This window comes from Lujinxingia sediminis (genome assembly GCF_004005565.1).
GTDB classification, from domain to species: Bacteria; Myxococcota_A; Bradymonadia; order Bradymonadales; family Bradymonadaceae; genus Lujinxingia; species Lujinxingia sediminis.
In genome coordinates this window covers 551092-575731 of the sequence record NZ_SADD01000001.1, presented here as the reverse complement: position 1 = coordinate 575731, position 24640 = coordinate 551092, and the positions used below count along the sequence as shown (strand labels likewise).

20 protein-coding genes and 1 pseudogene are annotated in these 24640 nt (G+C 63.0%); 9 read left to right on the top strand and 12 right to left on the bottom strand.

Features of this window, described 5'->3' with window-relative positions; translation table 11 throughout:
* Nucleotides 1–8: 8 nt before the first annotated feature.
* Genes EA187_RS02360 through EA187_RS02350 form a run of 3 tightly spaced genes read left to right on the top strand, consistent with a single transcriptional unit; the run spans nt 9 to nt 2178 of the window.
* The gene (locus tag EA187_RS02360) at nt 9–500 is read left to right on the top strand and encodes a hypothetical protein (protein WP_127779037.1); all 492 of its coding nucleotides are present in this window, start codon (nt 9–11) and stop codon (nt 498–500) included.
* Complete coding sequence (locus tag EA187_RS02355; RefSeq protein WP_115603103.1) at nt 497–1168, top strand: hypothetical protein; 672 nt, start codon at nt 497–499, stop codon at nt 1166–1168. The genes EA187_RS02360 and EA187_RS02355 overlap by 4 nt, the downstream gene beginning before the upstream one ends.
* Complete coding sequence (locus tag EA187_RS02350) at nt 1165–2178, top strand: lamin tail domain-containing protein (RefSeq protein WP_115603104.1); 1014 nt, start codon at nt 1165–1167, stop codon at nt 2176–2178. Before EA187_RS02355 ends, EA187_RS02350 begins: the two co-directional genes overlap by 4 nt.
* Nucleotides 2179–2186: 8 nt before the next feature.
* Here EA187_RS02350 and EA187_RS02345 read toward each other — a convergent pair whose 3' ends face one another.
* Together EA187_RS02345 and EA187_RS02340 are read right to left on the bottom strand one after the other, a co-directional pair.
* The gene (locus EA187_RS02345; RefSeq protein WP_127779036.1) at nt 2187–3452 is read right to left on the bottom strand and encodes an OmpP1/FadL family transporter; all 1266 of its coding nucleotides are present in this window, start codon (nt 3450–3452) and stop codon (nt 2187–2189) included.
* 57 nt (nt 3453–3509) lie between these two features.
* Nucleotides 3510–6893, bottom strand: coding sequence for a hypothetical protein (locus tag EA187_RS02340; protein WP_127779035.1), 3384 nt, complete (start codon nt 6891–6893; stop codon nt 3510–3512).
* A 368-nt stretch (nt 6894–7261) separates the two neighbouring features.
* Between EA187_RS02340 and EA187_RS02335 the strand changes: the two genes are divergently transcribed.
* Genes EA187_RS02335 through EA187_RS02315 form a run of 5 tightly spaced genes read left to right on the top strand, consistent with a single transcriptional unit; the run spans nt 7262 to nt 10303 of the window.
* Entirely contained in the window at nt 7262–7594 is a 333-nt protein-coding gene (locus EA187_RS02335; RefSeq protein WP_115603107.1) for a bactofilin family protein, read from the top strand.
* 38 nt (nt 7595–7632) lie between these two features.
* Nucleotides 7633–7950, top strand: coding sequence for a bactofilin family protein (locus tag EA187_RS02330; protein ID WP_115603108.1), 318 nt, complete (start codon nt 7633–7635; stop codon nt 7948–7950).
* Between the two features lie 3 nt (nt 7951–7953).
* Nucleotides 7954–8790, top strand: coding sequence for a polymer-forming cytoskeletal protein (locus tag EA187_RS02325; protein WP_127779034.1), 837 nt, complete (start codon nt 7954–7956; stop codon nt 8788–8790).
* Nucleotides 8791–8821: 31 nt separating this feature from the next.
* The gene (gene pyrE / locus EA187_RS02320) at nt 8822–9382 is read left to right on the top strand and encodes an orotate phosphoribosyltransferase (protein ID WP_115603110.1); all 561 of its coding nucleotides are present in this window, start codon (nt 8822–8824) and stop codon (nt 9380–9382) included.
* Between the two features lie 3 nt (nt 9383–9385).
* Nucleotides 9386–10303: an alpha/beta fold hydrolase gene (locus EA187_RS02315; RefSeq protein ID WP_115603111.1), complete on the top strand. Its 918-nt coding sequence runs from the start codon at nt 9386–9388 to the stop codon at nt 10301–10303.
* Nucleotides 10304–10325: 22 nt separating this feature from the next.
* Here EA187_RS02315 and EA187_RS02310 read toward each other — a convergent pair whose 3' ends face one another.
* Nucleotides 10326–11252 carry a double zinc ribbon and FHA domain-containing protein gene (locus tag EA187_RS02310; protein WP_164855908.1) on the bottom strand — a complete coding sequence of 309 codons (927 nt, stop codon included), beginning with the start codon at nt 11250–11252 and terminating at the stop codon, nt 10326–10328.
* A gap of 208 nt (nt 11253–11460) precedes the next feature.
* Here EA187_RS02310 and EA187_RS02305 point away from each other — a divergent pair, with 208 nt between their 5' ends.
* Nucleotides 11461–12246, top strand: a complete 786-nt coding sequence (locus EA187_RS02305) for a hypothetical protein (protein ID WP_115603113.1) — start codon at nt 11461–11463, stop codon at nt 12244–12246.
* Nucleotide 12247: 1 nt separating this feature from the next.
* Here EA187_RS02305 and sctV read toward each other — a convergent pair whose 3' ends face one another.
* The 9 genes and pseudogenes from sctV to rplT all read right to left on the bottom strand — a co-directional run bounded on the left by sctV (nt 12248) and on the right by rplT (nt 24626).
* Nucleotides 12248–14341 (bottom strand): type III secretion system export apparatus subunit SctV, encoded by a 2094-nt coding sequence (gene sctV / locus EA187_RS02300; RefSeq protein ID WP_127779032.1) that lies wholly within the window; start codon nt 14339–14341, stop codon nt 12248–12250.
* Nucleotides 14342–14540: 199 nt separating this feature from the next.
* Nucleotides 14541–15752 carry a hypothetical protein gene (locus EA187_RS02295; protein ID WP_127779031.1) on the bottom strand — a complete coding sequence of 404 codons (1212 nt, stop codon included), beginning with the start codon at nt 15750–15752 and terminating at the stop codon, nt 14541–14543.
* 296 nt (nt 15753–16048) lie between these two features.
* Nucleotides 16049–17173: a serine/threonine-protein kinase gene (locus tag EA187_RS02290; protein ID WP_127779030.1), complete on the bottom strand. Its 1125-nt coding sequence runs from the start codon at nt 17171–17173 to the stop codon at nt 16049–16051.
* Nucleotides 17174–17266: 93 nt separating this feature from the next.
* Nucleotides 17267–18112 (bottom strand): annotated as a pseudogene (gene rpoD, locus EA187_RS21105) (RNA polymerase sigma factor RpoD); the annotation flags it as partial.
* A gap of 1151 nt (nt 18113–19263) precedes the next feature.
* Entirely contained in the window at nt 19264–20004 is a 741-nt protein-coding gene (locus EA187_RS02280; RefSeq protein ID WP_115603118.1) for a MerR family transcriptional regulator, read from the bottom strand.
* Nucleotides 20005–20067: 63 nt separating this feature from the next.
* On the bottom strand, nt 20068–20349 hold the full coding sequence (locus EA187_RS02275) for an integration host factor subunit alpha (protein ID WP_115603581.1): 282 nt from the start codon (nt 20347–20349) through the stop codon (nt 20068–20070).
* A 201-nt stretch (nt 20350–20550) separates the two neighbouring features.
* Nucleotides 20551–23034 carry a phenylalanine--tRNA ligase subunit beta gene (pheT, locus tag EA187_RS02270; RefSeq protein WP_127779028.1) on the bottom strand — a complete coding sequence of 828 codons (2484 nt, stop codon included), beginning with the start codon at nt 23032–23034 and terminating at the stop codon, nt 20551–20553.
* Nucleotides 23035–23090: 56 nt separating this feature from the next.
* Nucleotides 23091–24122: a phenylalanine--tRNA ligase subunit alpha gene (gene pheS / locus EA187_RS02265; RefSeq protein ID WP_127779027.1), complete on the bottom strand. Its 1032-nt coding sequence runs from the start codon at nt 24120–24122 to the stop codon at nt 23091–23093.
* 147 nt (nt 24123–24269) lie between these two features.
* On the bottom strand, nt 24270–24626 hold the full coding sequence (gene rplT, locus EA187_RS02260) for a 50S ribosomal protein L20 (protein WP_115603121.1): 357 nt from the start codon (nt 24624–24626) through the stop codon (nt 24270–24272).
* Nucleotides 24627–24640 lie beyond the last annotated feature (14 nt).

Genomic DNA, 24640 nt, shown 5'->3' with positions numbered 1-24640 from the left:
GCGAGTCTATGCACCTCTTTGCGTTGATTACACTTCTGAGTGCGGCCACCTTCGAGCCGCACTGCCCCTCCTCCTACTCCTGGCCCGAGCCGACGATATCCACCCGGCTGGCACAGCTCCTGCCCACGCTCACCCTGAGCGTGACCACGGCCCTGGAGTCCCGGCAGCGCCTCGACGAGCAGGCCCGTGAGACGATGGCCGCCCCGGGCCTCCTTGATGACGCAAGCGCCCTGAATCACGCCGACGAGCGACGCCCCACCGTCTGGCTCTTAAGCGCCACCTGGCGCAGCCCGGAACTCACACCGAAGCGCATCGACGAAGTCGCCCCGGTGGCCGACGCCCTCCTCCCCCAACTCAACGCCTGCCTGCTGCTCCTGGAGCTCGACGCTCCAGCCGGCTACACCCTGCTGGAGCCTCAGGCGGCGATCGATCGCTGGCTCGAGATTCAGGCGCTTCGCGCCTTCATCACCGGGCATTCTCCGCGCGGAGGTGCCCGATGACGCATCTTCTTCGTACGCTCGCACTCGCCATACTCACGCTCACGCTGACACTTGCTGCACCGGCCGCCCTCGCGCTGACCGGCGCGCAGATCGAAGAGGCCTCCAGCGCCTTTGCGCATGAGCCCACCGTCGCCGACACCCACCAGGCCGCCCTGAGACACCTTGAAATGGGTGCTCCCGACCTCGACCACTGGACGCGTCGCGCTCGCCTCTCCGCCCTGCTCCCGCAGGTTCAGGGCCAGGTGGCCTGGCTCGATCAGCATGACCTACAGAACCGTTTCCGTGAAAACATCGAAGCCGACGAAAACGGCGACTACCAGCGGGACTACGCCCAGCACTACCTCTATGACGATACCCGCTCGCGCACCCTCTACTCACTGCGCCTCTCCCTGGACTTAAGTCAGCTGGTCTACACCCCGCAGGAAATGGTGATCCAGCGCGAGGTGCGTGCCCGCTGGAAGCACCGCGACGACCTGCTCAGAATCGTCACCGACACATATTTTACGCGCCGCCGTCACCAGCTCTACGACATGCTCCTGATGCCCGACTCCGAGGAGGAAGCGCTGGCCCGCCACCTGGAGGTTCAGGCCCTGACCGCGCGCCTCGACGCGCTGACCGGCGGCTGGTTCTCCGAGCAACTGCGCAGCGCACAGGGAGGTGATCGATGAAGAGCGCACGGATTCACGTGGATCGCACAGAGTCTCACCTCCCCACAGCCTCATTGGTGCTGCTTTCGCTCCTGGCCCTGCTGCTCTCCAGCGCAGGCTGCGGACCGGCTACTGAGACGGAATGCCGCACCTCCAACGACTGCCTGTCGGCACAATTCTGCCGCCTCTCGCGCTGCGTCTACATCGTCAGCGAGGAGTCAGATCAGAGCGAGTCCTCGGGCAACGACGTTGGCCACACGCCCGACACGGACCCAACCGACCTCCCCGCCGACCCGTCACCGGGGAGCTCCGATACAGGCACCACCACCGACGCCGATCTCCCGGGTAGCCCCGACCTCCCCCACCCCTGCCCCGAGGCCCGCCGGCCCGAAGCCGGCCTGCTCCTCATCAACGAGCTCCTCCCCAACGTCCCCACCGGCCCCGAAGGCGATGCCAACGCCGACGGCTCCCGCAGCGCCCACGACGATGAATTCGTCGAAATCGTCAACATCAGCCCCCACACCCTCGATCTCGAAGGCGTCGGCGTGGCCAACGATACCAGCATTCGCTTTACCTTCCCCCCACACTGCCTGGCTGCCGGTCACGGCGCGGTGATCTTCGCCGCCAGCACCTCCGGAGCTCCGCCCCCTGCCGGGGAAGGCTTTGACACCTGGCTTGCAGACTCCCGCTTTCAGCTGGCCAATGACGGCGGACGCGTCGCCCTTTACCGCGCAGATGGCCAACTCATCGACGAGGCCCTCTACACCAACGCCCCGCCCCGCTCACTGAACCGAAGCCCGGAGCTCAGCTCTGGAAGTTTCGCACATCACACCACGCTCTCTGAAGATCGCCTCTTCAGCCCGGGAACCTGCGCCGATGGACGTCCTCTGACCTCCGGTTGCGCGGCCCCCAACGATCTCCCCGATGGCGAAAACAACGAAGGCGACGAATCCTCATCAGACCCGTCGCCTCCAGATGATGCTCAACCCGCCCCGGACGCCTCCAATCCAGACGCGTCCGAGCCGGGCTAAACGACGGGTTAGAACCCGTAGCCCACATTGATGCCCACCAGATGGGAGCTGAGCTGGTAGTCGCCATCCACGCTGCCGTTTCGAATCTCACGGGTGGGCAGATAGATGTACTGGTAGGCCACATCCGCCCGGAAACCGGCAACTTCATACCCCAGCCCCAGCGCCCCCACCGTACGGTTATTGTCGGGGAGCGAAGGCCCCACCGTCTCATCGGGCACCGGCGTTACGTCGTAGGCAAAGCCGACGCGCGCTTTGAGCGCGTCGGTGATGGCAAACTGCGCCCCCAGACGAACCGCCAGCGCGTCATTCCAGTTCGACTCCACCACCGTGGGCGGCTCCGACTCGCCAGGCTCACCCTCGGGGCTCTGCTCATCGAAGTTGATCTCGATGCGATCGTAGGTCGACCAGGTCATGTAGTTCAGGTCCAGCCCCACCCACAGCGCCTCGGTCGCCTGATAACCAAGCCCCAGATTCACGGTGTGGGGCACGGTCAACTCGGTGGTAATATCCTGATCCACAAAACGCTGCTCGAAAGGCGTGCCCTCCACCTCCTCGCCGAAATGCGCCCGCCCCTCGTAGTTGAGGTTGACCGCGCTGCGGTAGTTCAGCCCCATCGACCACTGCGAGTTGAGCTTGTAGAACGCCGCTGCGGTCGCCCCCACACCAAAGCCCTGGCCGCCGAGCAAAACCGGCACCTCCAGATCATCGCGTAAGATCACCGTGCGTTCCTGGGTGATCGTCGAGTACATCGCCTGCACCCCGACCGCCAGCCCCAGGTCCATGCCCGGCACCTTGTAGGCGAAGTTGGGGTTGACGTTGATCGTCTGCAACTGCTGAGCACGGAAGTTCTCGCGCCCCACCCAGTTATCCGGCCACCGGATCGCCAGCCCCCAGGGAAGCGTCACCCCCAGGCCCACCGCATACTGCTCCCCAAATGGCAGTGTCAGGTTCACGTTCGGTGGGGGAAAGAGCGCCGGCTCGGTCTGCTCCTCCCCTCCCTGCCCCTCATAACTCACCGAGGGCTTGATCAGGGTAGGCCCCACATAAGCGCTAAACCCCTGACTGAACACCATCGCCGCCGGGTTATAGAAGTTGGCGTTGGGCTCATCGGCGTTGGCCGTGGCCACCCCGCCCATGCCCGTGGCCGTGCCGCTCTGCGCCGTGTTGGCAAAACCGGCGGCCTGCGCCGCCGGCGGATTCCAGAGCCCGCCGGCGCACACCACAAGCGCCGCCCCGAGCCCCATCCATGCATGCTCTTTCTGCTGCATCTTCATCGTCGATTCTCCTGCGAAGCATCAAACTTCGGCATCATCTCAATGTGGGTCTCAGGATCATTGCGCCAGACAGGCCGATGCGCTCAGCGAAGCCGGAAGCTCCGCCACGCCGCCCATCCCGCTGGCCAGCCAGGCCCCCATCTGCTCGCGCGCGCACTGGCCGGCCGCATACCCTTCACTGGCCGGATTGAGCGTCGAGAGGAAGGAGTGCGGCGCATTCTCAAAGGTCGTGTCGTCCAGACTCACTCCCAGGGCCAGGGCCAGCGCCTCGGTCGCACGGTTGACCACCGTGCGGTCGCCTGACGCCATCTGCAGCATCATCTGGTTGGCCGGAAGCAGCTCCACGCAGCGATCGACATCCGAGCTCACCGCCTCACAGGACCACCCCTCGGGGCACTCAGCGCTATCTGCGCAGAGGTCACCGGTGACCGGCCCGAAGGTGTCGCTTCCCGCATCGTACGCCAGATTCTGGCGCGGACGCTCGGTGGTGAAGGGCGCAAACGCAAAGGGATCGATGACATCAGCCGTCCACTGCACCAGCGCCATCGTACGAATAAAGCCAAAGGTGCCCGGCACCGCTCCCTGCGAGGCCAGCGCATCCAGAATCGGGCCGCCGATGGTCGAGGGACCGGCCTCATCGCCCTCCAAAATCCAGGTCAGGCGGCCGCCCGAAGCGCTGATCACCGCGGTATCCACCGCAGGTTCCAGCGTCACAAAGGGCACGCCCACAATTCCGCCCAGGCTCTGGCCCACAAATCCAATCGTGCCGCTGAAGAGCTCCTCGCCACTGTAGGGCGTCGAGGCAAAGAGAGGTGTCAGACCGCTCCCACCGCCATCACCGACGATCAATCGTGCCAGCACGAAAAGGTCGATCGATGCCTGCATAAAATTGACCTTGCTCGCGATCAGATTGCTCGTCAAAAAGCCCGATCCCGACGTCGGGATCGCATCTTCCGGGTGCAGAGACGTCGCCGCCGTGGCACGACCGCCATGCAGCGGAAGATCGATCGCCACCGTCGCCTTGCAGCTCGGGAAAGCCGCGACTTCATTGGCCGTCATCAGCGCCCCACCCCAGCGGTTACCGCCCAGGCCATGCTGGGAGATCACGACATCGAAAGGTGCCACACAGTCACCACCGTCCTGCGCCGCACGCGGCAGCATCACCGTCACTCCCACCCGCGTTGAGGCGTCCTGCGGATCGGCAACATCACCCAGCGGGCTGGCCACCAGCACCGAATCGTACTCCCCACCGCTGTAGATCGCCTCAAGATTCGAGACATCGACCTGCGTGCCCGCCGAGGTCGGGTGCTCAAAGGTGTCCGCACTCAGCGCTTCGAAATAAGGATCGTTGTTGCAGGTGGGCTCACCATCGCAGAAGCGCTCGGCCACCACTTCAGCACGCGCATCCAGCGCGGCCATCGCCCGGGCGCGCGTCTGCTGCAGCAAGAGCGCCGGATCTTCGGGTGTAAACGCCCACGCCGTCGCGATCTCGTCGCGCTCATAACCTCCACCCGGCAACAGGACCGCGAGGGTGAAGAGGCGGCTGTACGCGGTGCGGGCCTCTTCCAACGCGGCCGCCGTCGAGTCGTCAAGCAGGTACACCTGGCTCTCGCCATCGCCGTTCACAAGGGGGTAGGTGCTGCGCAAGAGCGCGAAGACCGCCGTCGGCTGCACCGGCCGTCCATTCACCCCGAGCATCGACGTCGTCACAATTCCGGCGTGCTGAAGCCCCTCATGGAACGGCACCCGCGGCTCGACCACCAGATGCCCCCACTCGGGCTCATAGCTCACGCTATACTCCTCGGGCGGAAGCACCCTTGGCGAGAAGCCGGCCACCGAGGCCATGACGACCGAATCCTCATCCATGGTGCTCGGGTCAACCTCCCCGTCGACCGGAATCCAGCCCGACGCGGTCGTGGAAAACCCGCGGCGCTGATTGAGCAACGTGATGATGCCTTCGGTGAGCGGATCAGCCCCCTCGGGCACCGGAAGGTTGATCTGTCCGGTCTCCGAATCGACCAGAAACGCGCTGGGAAACGCGATCGACCCGCTCGACGGATCAAAGACCACAAAGGTATCGCTCCAGGTGCCCCAGCCCCACACCGCGGCCATATCTTCGTAGGTCAGCCCCAGCTCATCCTCCAGATACGCCATCATCGGCGCGATCGAGGCCTGGATGCCCGCCATCCCCTGCGCCTGCGCGTCGCTAAAAGAGCCCACCAGCGAGCTGCCGTTCTCATCGACCACCGGATAGGGCTGCATTCCCATAAACATCGGGACGTCGGGCAAAAGCCCCAGGCCCTCACCGCCAATGGCGCGCGTGGCAAAAGCAAAATAACGCTCCCGGTCCCCCATCGGCTCCGCCGGGCTCAGCACCAACGCGTAACCCTCTCCCACCTCCCCGGTACAGCGGTCGGTCTGCTCTTCGATGTAGGTCACCGTCACATCATCCACCCGCGAAAGACTCCCATCATCAAGCCAGCGGTAGAGTTGAACATCATCCGGGCCAATGGCCGACGGATCGATCGGCGCACTCAGCGGCAGCGTGATCGGCGTCGCCGCTGGCCAGCCCGAAAGCCCCGCAAGGTAGCGATCCAGCACCCCGTTGGCGCTGTTCTCATCCACAAAACACCCGGCCGAATCCGGGAAGGTCCCATCCGGGTCGAGCGCTGCGGTGTTGGGAAGCGGAACCTGTGCTGTCACCGGGTCGAAGAGCGCGCTGGCATCCGGACTCACCGTCCAGCGAAAGGCCATCACCACCTGATCGCGGGTGATACCTTCGGCTTCGGCCGCATCAAAGAGTGGCGCGAGAAGCTGGCGCAGCCCCTCAAGCTGTGCGGCCTGCCCGGGGTTCTCCGGATCGTCGAGCACATCAAGTGTGGGCTTGCCATTCCCGTCCACAAGGGGCTCCTCCGAAGCGGCGAAGAAGATAGCCGGCGGCTCGCTTACCGTCTCCCCGTTGGCTCCCTCCACACTGCGGGTCACAACCACTGCGTAATGCTCGCCGCGCTCCACCGGCTCGACCGGCGTCACTCGCACCACAACCGGCCCCTCGCCATCGCTATCCAACGCCTCAATCGAAGCGACTTCCAACGGCTCCAGCGTCTCATCGAAACGGTAAAAACGAATATTCTCCGCGGTCAGCGTCTCCTCATTGAGCGCGCCGCTGAAAGGAATCTCGATCGGTGTACTCGGAAGCCATCCACTGAGCTGGGTGAGAAACGCTCCAAACTGTCCGGCAGCCGTCGCATCACCGGCCCCCTCGAGCGCCGGCAACCTCCCTTCCTGGAGTGCCGCGTCATTGGGCAGAGGAATCGTTGCCGTCGAGGGATCAAAGATCGCCTCCACTCGCTCTACAGGCGCATCGCGCTCGGGAATCTCCGGAGCACACGCCCACACCATCACCGTTGCCAGCACCGCTGGTACCGCTCGCCATCTCATGCAGCCTCCGCATCATCGGATCGTCGGTAATCCCCGTACTCACACGGGAACTTACCCCTGATAGGCCTACTGTATTGGAATCGTTGCGCGCCTATCATAGCGAGTTGCCTCACCCTTGCAACCACGCCTAAACACCCGGTCAGCGCCTCTCTTTGATCCTCACCGACAGCGCCACGCAACGAGCTGCGGCAGATGCAGCGGTGCCGGAGCATCGAGCTATACCTCCCTGTGGAGTAAGTCATCTTGAAGGGGTGAACCTTCGATGTTAGAAACGAGCGCCATGGCCACACGCCCTCCTGCTACGCTTCCCTGAGAGGCGGCGGCCGAAGTCCACTGACGAATGAAATTTTTCTCGGAGAAGTCCCCCCATGGCCCCGACGAGCTGCACCATCGGACCGGGCGTTGCCATTAATGGCCGCCTCTCCGGCGACGACGAAGTCGTCGTCTTCGGCACCATCGAAGGTAACGTCGCCCTCTCCAGCCGCCTCACCGTCGAAGAAGGCGGCAAAGTTGTCGCCGACATCGACGTCCAGTCCATCGCCATCCGTGGCGAGGTCAACGGTGAAGTCGTCGCCCACGACGTCATCGAACTTCTGGAAGGCTGCCTGGTCACCGGCAACCTGCGCGCCCCGCGCGTCATCATCCAGGAAGGCGCCCGCTTTAAGGGCAACATCGATATGGACGTCCAGATCGACGGCTGACCCTCTCTCCACCCTCTTTTTTGCTGTAGGAGCACATCATGGCGGACACACTTATCGGCCCCAACATCACCATCGATGGCGAGATCTCCGGCGACGCCCCGGTCACCATTGAGGGCACCGTAAAAGGCCGCATCGCGGTCAACGCGCTGGTCACCGTTGCCGAAAACGGCGTGGTCGAAGCCGACGTCGAGACCCCGCAGATTGCGGTCAGCGGTCAGGTCACCGGCAACATCGTCGCCACCGAGCGCGTGGAGATCGCCTCGATCGGTAAAATGGTCGGCGACATCAAAGCCCCCCGCATCCTGATCGCCGACGGCGCAGGCTTCAAAGGTCACATCGACATGGACGTGGACTAAGCTATGGCTGACCCGACCATCATTGGCGCCCAGACTCAAGTCTCCGGGCGCATCAGCGGCGACGCCGATCTGAGGGTCGAAGGCCGCGTCGATGGGACCATCGAGCTCAGCGAGACGTTGACCATCGCCCAGGGCGGCGTGGTCAACGGATCTATACGCGCTCGCCAGGTCATCATCGAAGGCGTCCTCGACGGAGAGGTCAGCGCCGAGGAGCGCGTGGTGCTCAGCGCCACGGCCCGCGCCGTAGCCAACATCCTGGCCCCTCTTGTGGAGATGGCCGACGGCGCACAACTTCGCGGCGAGCTGAATATCGGCGTCGATGCCGAAGCTCCCACTGCGCAGCGTGTCCCGGCCCGCACCTCCCAGCCAACCCGAAGCGCACCGGCAAGCACCGTCACCGCACGCGCTTCATCGCGCAACGCCGCGCCTGTGCGCGCCTCTTCGGGGCCGAGCTCAACCCTCACCCAGGCAGCCCCCACGACGACGACCACCACCGTCGTTGTGGAGGAGCCCGAGGCCGAACCCGAGCCTGTCGCCGAGGTCGAGAGCAGCGCCGAGGTCTCCGAAGGTACGGAAGTTGAAGCCCAGGTCGAGACTCACGCCGAGGCCGAGACTCACGCCGAGGTCGAAGCTTACGCCGAGGCTGAAACTCACGCCGAGGCCGAGGCCGAGGCCGAGGCCGAACCCGACATCGACCCGGAGACCATCCAGGAGTTCGAAGAAGACTTCACCGTCAAGGAGCTCAAAGAGCAACTCCGTGCCCTCGACCTGCCGGTCAGCGGCACCAAGTCCGAGCTCATTGAGCGCTTGCTTCAAGCTCAAGCTCAGGCCGAGAGTTGACGTATCACTCGGTCCGCGCTTCGGAAATGCCATGAACGACGCCTCGCGCGCCACACTCGCCCGGCTCCTCACCACCCACTCGGTGAGGACCGGGCATTTCCGTCTGGCCAGCGGCCAGACAAGCTCGGTCTACGTCGATGTCAAAGCCACCTCGCTCACCGGCGAAGGCGGCTGGCTCATCGGCCAGGCCCTCTTTGAAGCCGCCCTCACGCTTGAGCCGGCACCGGCGGCCATCGGCGGACTGACCCTGGGGGCCGATCCCCTGGTCACAGCCACCTCAATCGCCGCTTATCGGGCTGGCCACAGCCTCGATGCGATCATCGTGCGCAAGGCCCCCAAAGCCCATGGCACCGAGCGCTACCTGGAACATCCCCCCACCCTGGCCGCAGGCTCCCCGGTAGTCGCCGTCGACGACGTCGTCACCAGCGGTGCCTCCACCCTCCAGGCCATCGAAGCGCTGCGCGCCGCAGGCTTCAAAGTTGATCATGCCCTCACCGTCGTCGACCGCCAGGCCGGCGGGAGAGAGGCCCTGGCCGACATCGGCGTCACCCTCCACGCCCTCTTCACCATCGATGAGCTCACAGGACACTAAGCCTTGGAACGCAGCCACTACCTGACCGCCCCCGACGGAACCCAGATCTGGTACGGAACCGTCGGCCGCGGCCCCGCCCTTGTCCTCTGCGATGGCCTGGCCTGCGACGGCTTCATCTGGCCCTACGTCATCGATCGCTTCATCGACGACTTCACCATCGTGCGCTGGCACTACCGCGGCCACGGCGCCAGCTCGGTGCCCGAACACCCCGAAAAGATCAGCCTCGACCAGATGTGCGACGATCTCGCGCTCGTCCTCGATGCTCTCGAGATCGACCAGGCGATCCTCGCCGGACACTCCATGGGCGTGCAGGTGATCCTGAACTTCTGCGAGACGTACAGCGAGCGCGTGCGCGCGCTCATCCCCATCTGCGGCAGCTACAAACACCCCCTGGACACCTTTCACGGCTCCGACCTGATGCGGCGTGTGCTCCCCTATCTGCGCCGCGCGGTTGATTCCGCCCCCCAGGCCATCCAGCGCACCTGGGAGACCGTGCTCCCCCGCCAGATCTGGTACAAAGTCGCCGTGCAGGCCGCCGAGGTCAACGGACAGCTTCTGCGCCAGCAAGACTTCCTGCCCTACCTGGAACATGCCTCGCGCATGGATCTCAACTTCTTCCTCTCGCTTCTCTCCGCGCTCTCGCTGCACTCCGCTGAAGAGCTCTTAACTGAGATCTCGGTTCCCGCCCTTGTCATCGCCGGTGAGAATGACACCTTCACCCCGATGTACCGATCCGTCGAGATGAGCGAGATGCTCCCCAACAGCAAGCTTGTCGTCGTGCCCCGGGGTACCCACGTCGCCCCGCTGGAGATGCCCGACCTGGTCAATGAGGCCATGGAGAAGTTCCTCATCAAGCATGACCTGCTCGCCGCCCCCGCACACACAACGAGCCCGGCGCAAAGCGCGCCGAGCTCGTCATAACCTTGCCGCTGCGTTATCTCGCCTAGCCGATCTGCAGGCGGAAGAGCTGCTGCCCCATCAAGATCAGATCGCCGTTGGCCAGCTGACGCTGCCCTCGAATCTTGATGTACGTGCCGTTACTACTCCCGAGGTCACGCAGATAAACGCGATCCTGATCGCGGTAGATACGGGCGTGTTTACCCGAAACGAACCCGTCATCCCGAAACAGGATCGTGCCGATCTCGCGTCCCAGGGTGACCTCGCTGGTGTGGACCTCGTAGGCACGCGTTTCCACATCCGGTCCGCCGATCAACGCCAGCCTTCCCCAAACCCCTCGATCCGGACTCCCCTGGCGTTTGACCTCGGCGTCGTCTCCCTTCCAACCGGTCGACAATTCATCGACCTTATCGGCCATCTCGAAACGCAAAAGCTCCTGGCCCACGCGAATCATATCGCCATGTTCAAGCTCCACATCATCGCGTAGCCGCCAGAAGACACCGTTGATGCTGTCGAGATCGCGTAGCATCACCCGACCGCTCTCATAGCTCAGCGCAGCGTGCTCCGGAGAGAGGAAGGGGTCATTGGCCAGAACCTCATGCTCACTCGTGCGCCCCAGTGTCACGCCCTTGCTGGTGAGTTCAATGCGCGCCCCCTCCGAGCCATCCGGACGAATCACGGTCAGCTCGCCCAGGCGGCGAACCTCTTCCTCGGGCTCGGAACTGGAACTGGCCGGGCGCGGCCCACCGGTGAGCGTCGTCTCATTCACTGCGGGCTCGCTCGCCATCTGCTGCAACGAACCTCCACAGGCCCCGCAAAACTTAAAGCCCCCGGGAACAGCCGCACCGCAATGGGGGCAATCCAACGTGTCGGGCTGCGCTTTGGGCTTGGGCGCTTCCAGCCCCGAGCCACACCCCAGACAGAACTTAAATTTGTCCTCGTTCTCCCGACCACAGCTCTTACAAATGATCACCGGCGGCTCCCTTAAAGTACGTCGCGAATCAAGCATGGAAACAAGCTCGATTTTCTAACAAGGAAGCCCTTTCCACGCAACAACGTCGACACCATCACATCGACTGGTCCGCACCGCACGTGGTGCACACCATTGCGAGAGGCTCACTGCGTGCTACCTTAGGGTGGCCTCATAACTCTGGTCCTCATCGTCTTTCGGGAGACGCCCTATGCTGCGTACACCCCACCTCGGCCTCATCGCCGCATGTCTTTTACTCTGCACGTTGCCTGCGGGCTGCGCCTCGACCCCGGACGTGGGCGTGCGCGACGACTACCGCAGCGCACGGGTACGCTCGGTGGCAGTGGTGCCTTTTTACGCATCGGGAACCTTCGGGATGCCCACCGCCCACTTTGAGCCCCTGCGAATGGCCTACCAGGCCCAGGCGATGGCCTGGCTCGAAGACATGGGATTTGAGGTCATCGCCCCCGATGCGCTGGAGAACCACCTACGAGAACGCGAGCTCTGGGAGATCTTTGACGAAGGCGTCGCATTGCACGGCTCGCTCCATCGTTATTTTGAGCCGGTGGACGACCAGACTGAGCCGCGCGTCGAAGTCCTCACCCTTCGAACCATCAACGAGCAAGACGCCTTGCCAGCCGACACGTTGCTCGTGGGGCAAATCGTCTACCACAGCCGCGGTATCTGCCGTCAGTCCCCGAGCAGCTTCACCCGCTACGCACGCACCTCCAGCACCGCCGACGCCCCCACCGAGTTTCCTCGTCCCTGCGTCATCAGCCACTTTCAGGCTAAACTTATCGACACCCGCACCGGACACACCATGTGGTTCAATCGCATGTACCGCGAGTTCTACAGCCGCCAACTCAACGAAGACATCACACAGCGCAACATCGCCCGCACCATCGCAGACACCCTGGGCGACGGCTCCGGCCTCACCGAGCTTCTGGCCGATGATACGGCGCCGACCTCCGAGGCCAGCGCCGTCCGCCCCGACTGATTCAACCGCGTCCCACAACGATACGCCCCAGGGGCTGAATCGTCAGCGCCGGATCCAGCTCCTGGTAGGCCAGCACGACCGCATTCGGGATCTCCATCGCTACCAGTCGCTTCAGGTAGCGCCGCACGCGCTGATCCGTCAGCAAGATCGGCACACGCTCCCCCTCCACATCCCCGCTGACCTGGGAGCGCACCGCGCCCAGGATCTCCTGAATGTCCTCCGGCGCGAGCGTCAAGAAACTGCCCCGCTCTCCGATACGAATCGCACTCTTAATCACCTCCTCGATCTCCCGATCCACGAGATACACCAACACGCTTCCCTCCCCGCCGGAGTACTTGTGAGTGATGTAGGCGCTCAACCCGGCGCGTACCTCCTCGGTGAGTTTGACCGGGTTCTTCTCGCTGCGCGCCCGATCGGCCAGCACTTCCAGGATCGTCGGCAGGTTGCGCAATGAAATCCCCTCCTCGGCCAGCCTCTTCAAGATCTCGGTGAGTTCCTGAAGCCCCAGTTGCCGGGGCACCACCTCGGAGACAAGCGCCGGGTAGGGCCCTTCAAGCTGATCGAGCATCCCACGCACCCCCTGCAGGGTCACAAAACGATGGGCATGGGCCTTTATCGCCGCGCTCATCACCAACAGTACGTAGTCGGCGCTATCCCACACCTGATAACCCGCCTCCTCGAGTCGCTCACGGGCCTCTGCCGGCGCCCAGCACGCCGGCTGACCGCTGACCGGATGGCGGGCCGCCCGCGCCTCAATGCCAAACACCGCCACCCCCTCCGGATCATCGGCGACCATAACCTCATCAAGAGGCACCTCGGCACATTCCACCGGGATCTCATCGAGCATCACCGCCAGCGCACTGCCCTGACCGCTGCCCACCCGCATGCGTACCCCGGGCACCTTGACCCCCGTCTCAAAAAAGATCCCTTCGCGCATCGCCGGGATCATCTCCCTCAACCAGCGCTCGCGCTCCTCCCCCATCGCCTCGGCCAGCGCCGCCCCCAACTCCACGGTAAGCGGCGTCACCACCGGAATCATCGCCCGGGCCTGACGCGCCCCCTGCTCGGCCTCACGCTCAATCGAGGCCACCTCCCGGGCCTCCTGCTCACTCAAGCCATCGCCCTGCCCCCGCGAGCGCTGCAGCGCGTACGAAACAGCCCCCACCGCCCCGCCCAACGCGAGAAAGGGAACCACCGGCAACCCCGGGATCATCGCCAGCGCGATCAAAAGCGCCGCAGCGATCGCCAGCGCCTTGGGCTGCTCGAGAAGCTGCGAGAAGATATCCCCGCCCAGGTGCGCCCCCTCATCATCGCTGGCAACCCGCGTCACAATGATGCCGGCCGTTGTCGCAATCAACAGCGCGGGAATCTGGCTGACCAGCCCGTCGCCGATCGTCAAGAGCGTGTAGACCTGCGCCGCATCTCCGGCCGACATCTCCAGTTGCATCACCCCGATGATCATCCCGGCCACGATGTTAATCGCCGTCATGATGATGCCCGCGATCGCATCGCCTTTCACAAACTTCATCGCCCCGTCCATCGCCCCGTAAAGCTGGCTCTCCCGCTGCACCAGCGCGCGCCTGCGGCGAGCCTCATCCAGATCGAAGGCCCCGGCGCGAAGGTCGGCGTCGATCGACATCTGCTTGCCCGGCATCGCGTCCAGCGTAAATCGCGCCGCTACCTCCGAGACGCGCTCTGAGCCTTTGGCGATCACCAGAAACTGAATCAAGGTGAGGATCAAAAAGATCACCGCCCCCACCACGAAGTTGCCCTGCACCACAAAGTCCCCGAATGCCGCGATCACCTCTCCGGCGTCGGCATGCAACAAAATCAGACGCGTTGACGAGACATTGAGCGCCAGCCGAAACAATGTGGTGATGAGCAAGATCGATGGAAACGCCGCGATCTTAAGAGCGCTGGGGATATACAAACTCACCATCAAAAGCGTCACGGCCAGCGCGATGTTCAGCGCCAGCAACAAGTCCAGCACCAGCGTCGGCAGCGGCACGATCATCATCCCGATGATTCCAATGACCAGCCCCGCTAAGAACACATCGCTGTAGCGCTTTAACCACCGCTCCATTCCCATCATCATCTGCCCCTCAACGCAGTCTCCATCCGGCCTGGCAGGCGCCCCGTGCGCCCGGCCCACCCTCTATTGTCGCAGGGCGCGCCGAGGTTTTGCGTCAAAGGCAAAAAAAAACGCCTCCCCCAGAAGGGGAGGCGTTCTTCTAAGTACCGAAGAACGTGCTGCGTTCCCAGCTAGGAAAACTCAGCACATCGCCACGTAAGGCTTAGTTCTCCGCAGACGGTGCCCAGGGGTAGTCGCAGTAGCCCGCCTCGGTGCAGAGCAACTGGACACTGGAGTTACCCGAGAGCGGAATCGCCGGGCAATCCGAAGCCTCGCTCTCTGCATCAAAGGTGCAGGGCTGGGTGCAGAACCCGAAGGGATGGCACGCAGTCGCCGCCGGAAGCCCTTGAACCTCTTCGTTGCCTTCGCAGCCGGTCACGTCTGCCTCAGCGTCACACGTCGGGATGTCGCAGGCGCCGTACGTGAAGATATCACCAGCCTGATTCGAGCCGAAGAGGTCAGGACGACAGCTCACGCCACTTCGCTCACCACAGTCGGAAAGCTCCTGGCACCCTTGCTCACAGATCGAGACAGTCTGCCCCTGGATCGCCCTGGTAGAGCAATATCCGTCAGTGCCGCCACAGTTGAGATCAGGCTCGTACAGGCTTCCCGTTTTCTCGCACAAGGAGGTGCAGAACCCCCCTTCCACTGGGCCGTCGTCCAACTCGGTCACGCAAAAGCCCTCATACACAGATCCCTTGCAATCTGCATCGGTCGTGCACTCAGCGGCAACAGGCACGGCTTCACAACCACACACATCGTTGAAGATCGCATCTCCACCATCCGCGTTGTAAACACCCAGCCCAGAGCACGCGAACGCTTTTCCAGCATCACCGGCACAACCAGCCCCTTCAAGCTGCGCTGCCTCACTTTCAATCTGCTCACACGCCGCTTCGCTGGCCCCGGCATCCGCCAGGCAGCCCGCGCTAATCTCAACCGGCTGACCGTCGGGCCCTTGAAGCGTCTGACCGTTCAGGCACCAATCCATCTCCTGGGTGCGAACATCGGCGTTACCACCGCAATGCTCGTCGATGCAGGCACCGAACTGCGCTTCGCAGAAGCTCTCGCAGACCACCTGCGCGTCGCAGGCATCGGGATCAGGATCAGGATCAGGCTCGCTCGTCTCACGACAAACGCTGACGGCACCGGCCGGACGGCAAGCAAAACCTTCGCCACAGGGGTCGACTTCGTCTTCGCCGACTTCGCACGTGTCGTAGCACTGAGCCGGGTTCGCGCCGATCACCAGGTAGGCCTGGTCTGCTTCACACTGGCTCTCCGGCTCGTCGTCGCCACAGCCCACACCGAACGCCATGAACATCGTGGCCAGACCGGCCAGGATGCCATTGCGCAACATGTTTTTCTTTTTGCTCATCATCACTACTCTCTCCTCAAACCATACGGGTTGCATTGCATACCCGCTGTCGACAAACGCATTCAGGGTGCGACTTGCCGCTCCTCGGACTCGACGGCTGAGCCCTCCACATTGGGAGGACGTGGCCAACACGTGATTCTTAGCCAAAGCCGGGATCAGCGGAAACACATTCAACAACACAGGTGTTGTTGGCGGGCAGCGCAACCAGCTACGATCCTATAGCTCGCTAGAAACCTACCGACGTACCTTACGAATATGACCTTCTGTGTCAAGAACATGTCGCAGCGTGTCATACACGCTCAGCGAAAGGGCATGACCGCGTCTGCGGGCCGACGCGCAAAGTGCGCCGGGTCGTCGTGGGCGGGCTCCGAGCTCAGATGCGAGATAGCCGCCTCAACGCATCGTCGCAGCCACGCCCCCACGCTGCGACGTCGGCTCTGCGTTGCAACCTCAGTAGCCACCCGCGTCCATTCGGCGGTGGCTGCATCTTCCTGCTCACCACCCGGCATCGGTGCCTGCTCAAGCTCATAGGCCCCCTGCAGGGCCATCTCTATGGCACCGATCATCTCGGCGGCCGAGCCAAAGCGCGAGTCCGGGCGCTTTTCCAGCGTGCGCATGATCACCGCCTCAAAGCCGCCGGAGAGTCCGGGATTGAGTTGACGTGGACGGTCGGGCGCGCAACGCGCATGCGCCTCCATCAACTCGCGCACCTCCATACCCTCGAAGGGGCGCCGACCACAGGCCGCCTCGTAGAGCATCACCCCCAGGCTGTAGATGTCGCTGGCCAGGCACACCTCCTCCGGGTTCACCACCTCTTCCGGTGAGATGTAGGCGGCGGTGCCGACGATCTTGGTGCGCTCGCTCTCGCTGAGAGGCTCCCCCATAAAGCGAGCGACCCCAAAATCGATGATCTTGGCGGTGTAGTGCCCCTCGATCTGGGCGATCATGACGTTGGCCGGCTTCATATCGCGATGCACCACCCCCTGGCGGTGGGCGGCGGTCAGGCCCCGCAACACGTCGACAAAGACACAGCCCAGCGTCGCCTCATCGAGCTGCTCACTGTGCAGAGCTCGCCAGTGCTCCAGGGTATGCCCGTCGATGTATTCCATAACGAACGCCAGCGTGTCGCCGTCTTCGATGATGTCATGAAAACGCGCCACGTTGGGGTGTTGCATGCGCATCATAATGCGCGCTTCCTGGTAGAACTTCAGGCGCTTGGTCGCATCCGCCACGAGATGAGGATGCAGCACCTTGATCGCCACCGGCTCGACGCGATCGCGGCGACGCGCCTTGTAGACGTAGCTCGTAGCCCCGCTCCCGGCAAAGCCGGTGATGACGTAGGGGCCAAAATGCTGACCGTAGCTAAGCGTGGCCTGGGGCTGCGAAGCCGGCGCTGCGGGCGCGCGGCGGATATGGCTGGTCATGACACCCTCCCTGGTGCACTTCAGGTGGTGCCCCCTTCCCTGGGAGCTCCTGCCCGAAGTGTTACAGAGGGCCGGAACGTGTCAAAAAATCTCTCAGCTCTCGTGGAAGGGCTTAAGCGAATCGGCGCGGTTGGGCACCCGCAACTTCTCGAGCGCCTTGGCCTCGATCTGACGGATCCGCTCACGGGTCAGATTGAAGTCCTGTCCCACCTCTTCGAGCGTATGGTCGCTCTTCTCTCCGATGCCAAAGCGCATGCGCAGGATCTTCTCCTCACGCGGCGTCAGCGTGGCCAGAAGCTCCAAAGTCTGCTCGCGCAGGTTGCGCGTCTCCGCCTCGTCCATCGGACTCGGGGAGTTGATATCTTCAATGAAGTCGCTCAGCTGACTGTCTTCATCGTCGCCCACCGGAGTCTCCAGACTCACGGGATGACGCGAGATCTTCATCGCACGGCGTACCGCCTCAACCGACATCTCCAACTTCTCGGCGATTTCTTCGGCCTCCGGCTCGCGCCCCAGTTCCTGCTCCAGCTGACGAGACGTACGCAGGATGCGATTGATCGTCTCGATGAGATGCACCGGAATGCGAATGGTACGGGCCTGATCGGCGATGGCACGCGTGATCGCCTGACGAATCCACCAGGTCGCGTAGGTCGAGAACTTATGGCCACGCTGGTACTCAAACTTCTCGACCGCCCGCATCAATCCGATGTTGCCTTCCTGAATCAGATCCAGAAAGTGCATGCCGCGGTTGACGTACTTCTTGGCGATGGAGACCACCAGTCGCAGGTTGGCGCGAATCATCTCACTCTTTCCGCGCTCGGCACGGCGCTCCCCGCGCTCGATCTCTCGTACCGTCTGGCGCAGGATCGCCTGCGTCATACCCAGCTCATGTTCAATGCTGTCGATGATGGCCACCGACTGCTCCAGCGCCTGGTCCATCTCGGCGGCGATCGAGGCGTGAATGCGCTCTTTATGAAAATCCGGCCGCTCACCTGTCCGGTAGAGTTCGCGCCAGACGTCCATCTTCTCACGCCGCACGCCGGCCCGCTGAGCGTAGCGGTGTAGACGACGCTCGCAGCGGTCGATGTTGTCGACCGCACTTTTAAAGTTGTCGACGATCTCGTGAATGAAGCGCTGGGAGAGAAGACAGCCCTCGACGGCCTTCACCATCCGGGTATGCGCGCGTTTGCGCGCCTGCTCGGCCTTTTCCAGCGCATCGCCCTCCCCCGTCTCCTGAGCGCGGGCCTGCTCGGCCTCTTTACGTTCCAGCGCCCGCCAGGCACGACGCAACTTATCAAAACGCTCGAAGACCTCGGGAGCCACCGGTGCGTCGCTGTCCTCGCCGCCGGGCTCATACTCGTCGAAGACCTCGCGCGCACGCGCCGTCCCGGCTCGAAGACGATCGGGCACCGACAGAATCATCTCGATGGCCGCAGGCGTATTCACCAGCACCGCGAAGACGATCTCGCGACCCGCCTCGATCTCCTTGGCCACCGCGACTTCGCCCTCCCGGGTCAGAAGACTGACCTGGCCAATCCCTCGAAGATACATCTTCACCGGATCAAGGTCACGAAAGTCATCGACCGACTGACTCCGCTTGCGTTCCGTTCGCTTCTGCCGCCGCTGGGCGATGAAGTCGTCCTCAGTTTCGGTCATCGTGTCCCCGCGCCCGGCATTGGAGGCCTGTTCGAGATTGGTCATGGTAGCAGCCCTTGCGTTCGACAGACTCAGAAGAGTACCCGCTCCACACCGAGCAGGCCCTCACCTCATATGCACATCTTATACCAACAACAGATGTTGATTTTGGATGGCCCTTTCGCTAGTCACGACAAGCACTTAGGCGCTGCAACCATCAAACATCGAGGCAAGCGCCATGCGGAGCAACGTTTCACCTATCGGGGGTTTCCTACTCCACTTCACCCGAAGCGCTGAGGATCGTTGACCCCGCTATGAAATCTTTTCATAGACCGGGCGCAGAGCGATGCGCCTCACCGGGCTCAACAGTTAGCTCGGGACGCTTCTTCCCCCAAAAAATATCGACGTACAAGACGAATGCCCTGAGGCCCGGCGGCCATCAGGGCAGCAGCGAATCAGCGCCGCGAGCGGTTGATATCCGCAAGCACGGCCAGCGACTCAACTTCTCGGCGCATCTGGGAGAGCACCCGACGACGGCGTTGTTCACGCTCTTCCGCGATGCGACGCCCTGCCTCGGAGACCTCATCGTGGCGACGGCGTTCCCGCGCGAGCTCCTCGCGCAACGCCTCAAGCTCCTGCTCGAGCCTTAAGGTCTCCTCGGCGTCCACGTCGCCGCCCTCGGCAAGTTGCGCGCGCGCCTCGTAGAGTTCTTCGCCAAGCGCGTCGCGCTCGTCTTTCAGCGCACGATGCTCGGCGCGTAGACGCTGCTGCTCCACATGCTGCGACTCCCGGGCTTCCTGCAATGCATGCTGCGCCTCGGCCAGCTCACGGCGCGCCTCGGTCAGATCTGCCAGAAGCTCCTCATCGGCGCTCACCACACTGCCCGCAGGACCGCTAACTGAAGCCGACAGGCGCACCGCTCCTCCGCGTTCCAGCTGCCGACGCGCCCCGGCGATCGTGAACATCTCGACATAGAGAAGCTCCTTGATCTCGAGCAGATGCTCAATGTCGTGACGCTGATAAACCCGCTGACCGCTCTTGGTCTTCTCCGGCTCCAGAGTGTCGAACTCCGTCTCCCAGTAGCGCAGCACGTAGGGCTCTACATCAAGCAGCTTGGCGACCTCACCGATCTTAAAATAGGTCTTCTCAGGCAGTTCAATCATTGCCGGCGAGGTCTTCTCGGAGGTCTGAGTCATCGGGAGTACTCATCTGGTAGTCAGCGAAATGGGATTACGAGTCTTGTCACAAGACCGGGGAGATCAACGTTTGCCGTTGATCGAGTCCTTGAGCACCTGACTGACTTTGAATCGCAGTACGCGACGCTCGGGAATCACAATCTCGATGCCCGTGCGCGGGTTCCGTCCCACACGCTCGCCCTTCTCCCGCACCTCAAACTTGCCAAACCCGCTGACCTTGATCTCCTCGCCCTCTTCCAGGGTCTCTTTCATGACCTCGAAGATGGTGTCGACATAGTCAGACGCCTCTCGTTTGGTGATCCCGACCTTCTCGTAGACAGTGTCGACAATATCCGCTTTGGTAATCGTCATCTTCTTACAACTCCTCACATCGATACGCAGGAAACTCGAACAGCGGGCGGGTTTGTAGTCGGCGCAAGCGCAGCGCGCAACCCTGAGTTCAGCTGCGCGCGCACTCCCCGGGAGCCCCTGCCCGAGACATCAAAATCACAAGACGGGGCCCAGTCTAAGACAAGGCCCCGTCTTAGGAAACACGATCTTTGTGACTTATCGCAGACGAGCCCCGGCCTGCGCCTCAACCGCGGCGAGCAGAGCGTTATCTGCGGCCTCGATCTCGGCCTCCGTCAGCGTGCGATCGGGCGCGCGGTAGGTCACTTTAATGGCGAGGCTACGCTTGCCCTCGGGGATGGGCTGGCCGGTGTAAATGTCGAAGAGCGCGACACTCTCAAAAAGCTCACCAAAGCTGGCGTCCCGGCCACAAAGTCCCTCGATCGCCTCCTGAAGTCGCGCGTAGGCCACCTCGTTATCAGCCACCAGAGCGAAGTCGCGCACCACCGCCGGGAAGCGTGCCGACGCGCTAAACGTGCGCAGGGGGGCCCCCTCGTCGATCAACGCCTCCAGATCGACCTCGGCCACAAAGATCGGCTGCTCACTTCCCTCTTTGGAAGCTATCGCCGGATGCAGTTGACCGATAAAGGCTACCGGCTGATTGCCCACCGTCCACACCGCCTGAACACCGGGATGCAGGTACGGCTCATCGACCTGAGGCTTGCTCCACTTCGCGTCCGTCGCATCAAAGGCCTGCCCCAATGCCTCCACCATGCCCTTGAGGTCGAAGAAGTCCCAGCTTGTCTCACCGCTCCAGTGAATGCGCTTACGCCCGGTCAGCGCGACGCCAAGGGTGCGACGCTCTTCGGTCATAAAGTAGCGACGCCCTACCTCGAACATCGCCACATCCTGACGCCGTTGCGCCCGATTGACCTTGAGGTTGTTGAGCAGGCCGGGGATCAGCGTGGTCCGCATCAACGCCTGGTCCTGGACCAGAGGGTTGGCCACCCTGGGCGCAAGTCGCCGGGAATCATCGTCTTCAAAACGCAGGCGATCGAGATCGCCTTCTCCCATAAAGCTGTAGTTTACCGCTTCGCGAAGACCCTGGCTCAGAAGAAGATCGCGAACCCAGTTCAGCGCGCGTCGCTCAGCGCGCGAGACGATCGTGCCGCGCTCCGCATCTTTCTGCAGCTGGTGCGCATGCCCCATTAAAGCACGGGGAAGCGTCGCCTCAATCTTATCGAAGCCGTGCAGACGGGCGACTTCCTCAACAAGATCAATCCCCCGCTCCAGATCCGGGCGGTAGCTCGGAACGCTAAAGCGCCACGAGTCGCCCTCATCCTCAACAGACTCAACGCCGACGCTTTTGAGGTAGCTCAGCACCTCTTCGGGCGCGATGTCCGTACCCAAGACCTGATTCGCGCGATCTTTCCCGAGAGCAATCGCCGGGGCTGCTTTCACGCCTGGCCCTTCATTGAGAATGCCGCTGCGCACCACGGGCGCATCGCCCTCCAGGTGCGCTTGCGCCTGGAGAAGAAGCGCCACAGCCTCGCGCAGATTATCGACGATTGTCCCCGGATCGATGCCCCGCTCATAGCGGTGGCTCGACTCGGAATGCAGCCCGTGGCGCTTGGCCGTCACGCGCACCGAACGCGGGTCGAAGTACGCACACTCAAGCAAAATGCGCGTGGTCGCCTCGGTCACCTCACTTTCGGCGCCCCCCATCACGCCGGCGATCGCCACCGGGCGCGAGCCATCGGCAATCACAAGATCCGCCTCATCGAGCTTGTAGGTCTTATGATCGATGGCCTCGATCGTCTCCCCGGCGCTGGCACGTCGCACGATGATCTGATGACCTTCGATCTTATCGAGATCAAACGCGTGCAGCGGCTGCCCCAGGTCCATCAGCACGTAGTTGGTCACATCGACGATGTTGTTGACGCTGCGCATCCCCAGTGCGACGAGGCGATGACGAAGCCAGAGAGGGCTCGGCCCTACCTTAACCCCCTCAAGCACCGCAGCGGTGTAGCGCGGGCAGCCCTCCCCGTCGACCACCTCCAGGGCAGCGGCCCCGTCGATCGCGTCGGATGCACTGCCCTCCCAGGCCGCGGCACTCGCCAGCAGGCGCTCCGAGCGGAGCACGCGCCCGTAGAGCGCGGCAACCTCTCGCGCCACACCGCGATGGCTGAGGCAATCAGGGCGGTTAGGAGTCAGCCCGATATGCAGCACCACGTCTTTGAGACCCAGCGCTTCAAAGATCGGCGTTCCGACCGGGAGACTACGATCGAGGAGCATCAGCCCCTCGCTTTCCGTCGCCAGGTCAAGCTCCTCCTCACTGCACAACATCCCGGCCGAGGGAACGCCCATGACCTTGCGTGCGCCAATGGAGAAGTCGATGCCCGGGGGCTCCGCTCCGGGGAGGGCCACCGGTACAAAATCGCCCGCCTTCATGTTCTTGGCACCGCACACGATCTGGCGCAGCTCCCCTTCCCCGGCGTCGACCTGACAAACCACCAGGCGATCGGCCTTCGGGTGCTCCTCGATCGCGTCAATGCGACCGACCACGATCTTCTCCTGACCTTCGCCGATCCGCTCGACCTCTTCGACTTCCAGCCCTGCCAGAGTCAGGCGAGAGGCCAGTTCATCGGCGTCCAGATCTTCGATTTCCACCCACTGATTGAGCCAGTTCAAGCTCACTTTCATCGTCTACTCGTCGTTCAAAAGGTCTTGTGTTGGCGCGCCTGCAAAGGGCACTCAGCTCAGAACTGCTCAAGAAAGCGAAGATCGTTCTCGTAGAAGAGCCGGATGTCGTTGACGCCCAGCTTGAGCATCGCCACTCGCTCCACCCCGAGCCCGAACGCAAACCCGCTGTAGCGCTGCGGATCGATGCCCGAGGCCTCCAGCACGTTGGGGTCGACCATGCCCGAGCCTAAGATCTCCAGCCAGCCGGTGTGACTGCACACACGGCAGCCCTGGCCGCGGCAGAAGATGCAGCCGACATCGACCTCGGCGCTCGGCTCGGTGAAGGGGAAGAAGCTCGGGCGCAGACGAATCGGTGTGCCCTCTCCGAAGCAGCGTTCGGCAAAGAGCTGCAGCGTTCCTTTGAGATCGCCAAAGGTCACGTGCTCATCGATCAAGAGCCCCTCGATCTGATGAAAAACCGGGCTGTGCGTAATATCGCTGTCGCAGCGGTAGACGCGCCCCGGCGAGATCACGCGCACCGGAAGGTCGTAGGCCTGCATCGTACGCACCTGCACCGGTGAGGTGTGCGTGCGCAACAGACGCTGGTCATCGAGCATGAAGGTGTCTTGCATATCGCGCGCGGGGTGATCCGGCGGGAAGTTCAACGCCTCGAAGTTGAAGTAGTCCGTCTCGATCTCGGGCCCCTCGGCCACCTCGAAGCCCATCTCCTCGAAGATCCCGATGAGTTCCTGCTCGATCTGGCGCAGCGGATGTCCCATCGAGGCGTTCAGCGGGCGTGCGGGCAGGGTGATATCGACAGCCTCATCGCGCATCTTGCGCTCGAGTTCCTCGTTGGCCAGCGCGCGCATCCGCGCCTCAAAGGCCTCTTCGATGGCGGTCTTGCAGGCGTTGGAGGCCTGCCCGGCCACCCGGCGCGCTTCATGAGGCAGATCGCGCAGCACCTTCATCATCTCCTGCACATCGCCTTTACGACCCAGGTAGCGGTTCTTGATCTGAATGGCGTCCTCTTTGCGAGGAGCAACGGCCAGCTCTTCGACGGCCTGCCCGGCCAGATCTTCGAGCTTGTTGCTGAGCTCTTCCACGTTCATCGCGCCTTATCCTTTTGCTTCGCGTCGATCGTTATCCGGCGGCATCCACCGCCAAGAAAAAACAAACGCCCCGATCGCCTCATCCTGACTGATGATTCGAAACGGGGCGTCACTCAACCTGCAGCGCTTCTTAAGAGTGCGCCGCGATCAGTTCGAGGCGTTCTTCGCCGCGCTGACCACTTGAGCGAACCCGGCCGAGTCAAACACGGCCATATCCGCCAGAACCTTGCGGTCCAGTTCCACACCGGCGCGCTTCAGCCCACCGATCAACGCGCTGTAGCTCATCCCATTCTGGCGAGCGGCGGCGTTAATACGGGTGATCCACAGACGACGGAACTGACGCTTGCGCTGACGACGATCGCGGTAAGCGTAGACCCACGAGCGGTGCAGGGTCTCTTTGGCGTTCTTGAACAAACGACGGCGACCGCCGACGAAACCTTTGGCCGCGCGCAAGACCTTCTTGCGACGACGACGCGCTTTAAAACCTCTTTTGACGCGTGGCATAGCTCTTCCTCATG

Bases quoted from the DNA above. Each gene is read 5' to 3' on its own strand.
- pyrE (WP_115603110.1), top strand. From the start codon at position 8,822: ATGAACGACGCCTCGCGCGCCACACTCGCCCGGCTCCTCACCACCCAC.
- EA187_RS02360 (WP_127779037.1), top strand. From the start codon at position 9: ATGCACCTCTTTGCGTTGATTACACTTCTGAGTGCGGCCACCTTCGAG.
- EA187_RS02355 (WP_115603103.1), top strand. From the start codon at position 497: ATGACGCATCTTCTTCGTACGCTCGCACTCGCCATACTCACGCTCACG.
- EA187_RS02345 (WP_127779036.1), bottom strand. From the start codon at position 3,452: ATGAAGATGCAGCAGAAAGAGCATGCATGGATGGGGCTCGGGGCGGCG.
- EA187_RS02325 (WP_127779034.1), top strand. From the start codon at position 7,954: ATGGCTGACCCGACCATCATTGGCGCCCAGACTCAAGTCTCCGGGCGC.
- EA187_RS02335 (WP_115603107.1), top strand. From the start codon at position 7,262: ATGGCCCCGACGAGCTGCACCATCGGACCGGGCGTTGCCATTAATGGC.
- rplT (WP_115603121.1), bottom strand. From the start codon at position 24,626: ATGCCACGCGTCAAAAGAGGTTTTAAAGCGCGTCGTCGTCGCAAGAAG.
- sctV (WP_127779032.1), bottom strand. From the start codon at position 14,341: ATGATGATGGGAATGGAGCGGTGGTTAAAGCGCTACAGCGATGTGTTC.
- EA187_RS02295 (WP_127779031.1), bottom strand. From the start codon at position 15,752: ATGATGAGCAAAAAGAAAAACATGTTGCGCAATGGCATCCTGGCCGGT.
- EA187_RS02330 (WP_115603108.1), top strand. From the start codon at position 7,633: ATGGCGGACACACTTATCGGCCCCAACATCACCATCGATGGCGAGATC.
- EA187_RS02305 (WP_115603113.1), top strand. From the start codon at position 11,461: ATGCTGCGTACACCCCACCTCGGCCTCATCGCCGCATGTCTTTTACTC.
- pheT (WP_127779028.1), bottom strand. From the start codon at position 23,034: ATGAAAGTGAGCTTGAACTGGCTCAATCAGTGGGTGGAAATCGAAGAT.
- EA187_RS02350 (WP_115603104.1), top strand. From the start codon at position 1,165: ATGAAGAGCGCACGGATTCACGTGGATCGCACAGAGTCTCACCTCCCC.
- EA187_RS02340 (WP_127779035.1), bottom strand. From the start codon at position 6,893: ATGAGATGGCGAGCGGTACCAGCGGTGCTGGCAACGGTGATGGTGTGG.
- pheS (WP_127779027.1), bottom strand. From the start codon at position 24,122: ATGAACGTGGAAGAGCTCAGCAACAAGCTCGAAGATCTGGCCGGGCAG.
- EA187_RS02290 (WP_127779030.1), bottom strand. From the start codon at position 17,173: ATGACCAGCCATATCCGCCGCGCGCCCGCAGCGCCGGCTTCGCAGCCC.
- EA187_RS02280 (WP_115603118.1), bottom strand. From the start codon at position 20,004: ATGACTCAGACCTCCGAGAAGACCTCGCCGGCAATGATTGAACTGCCT.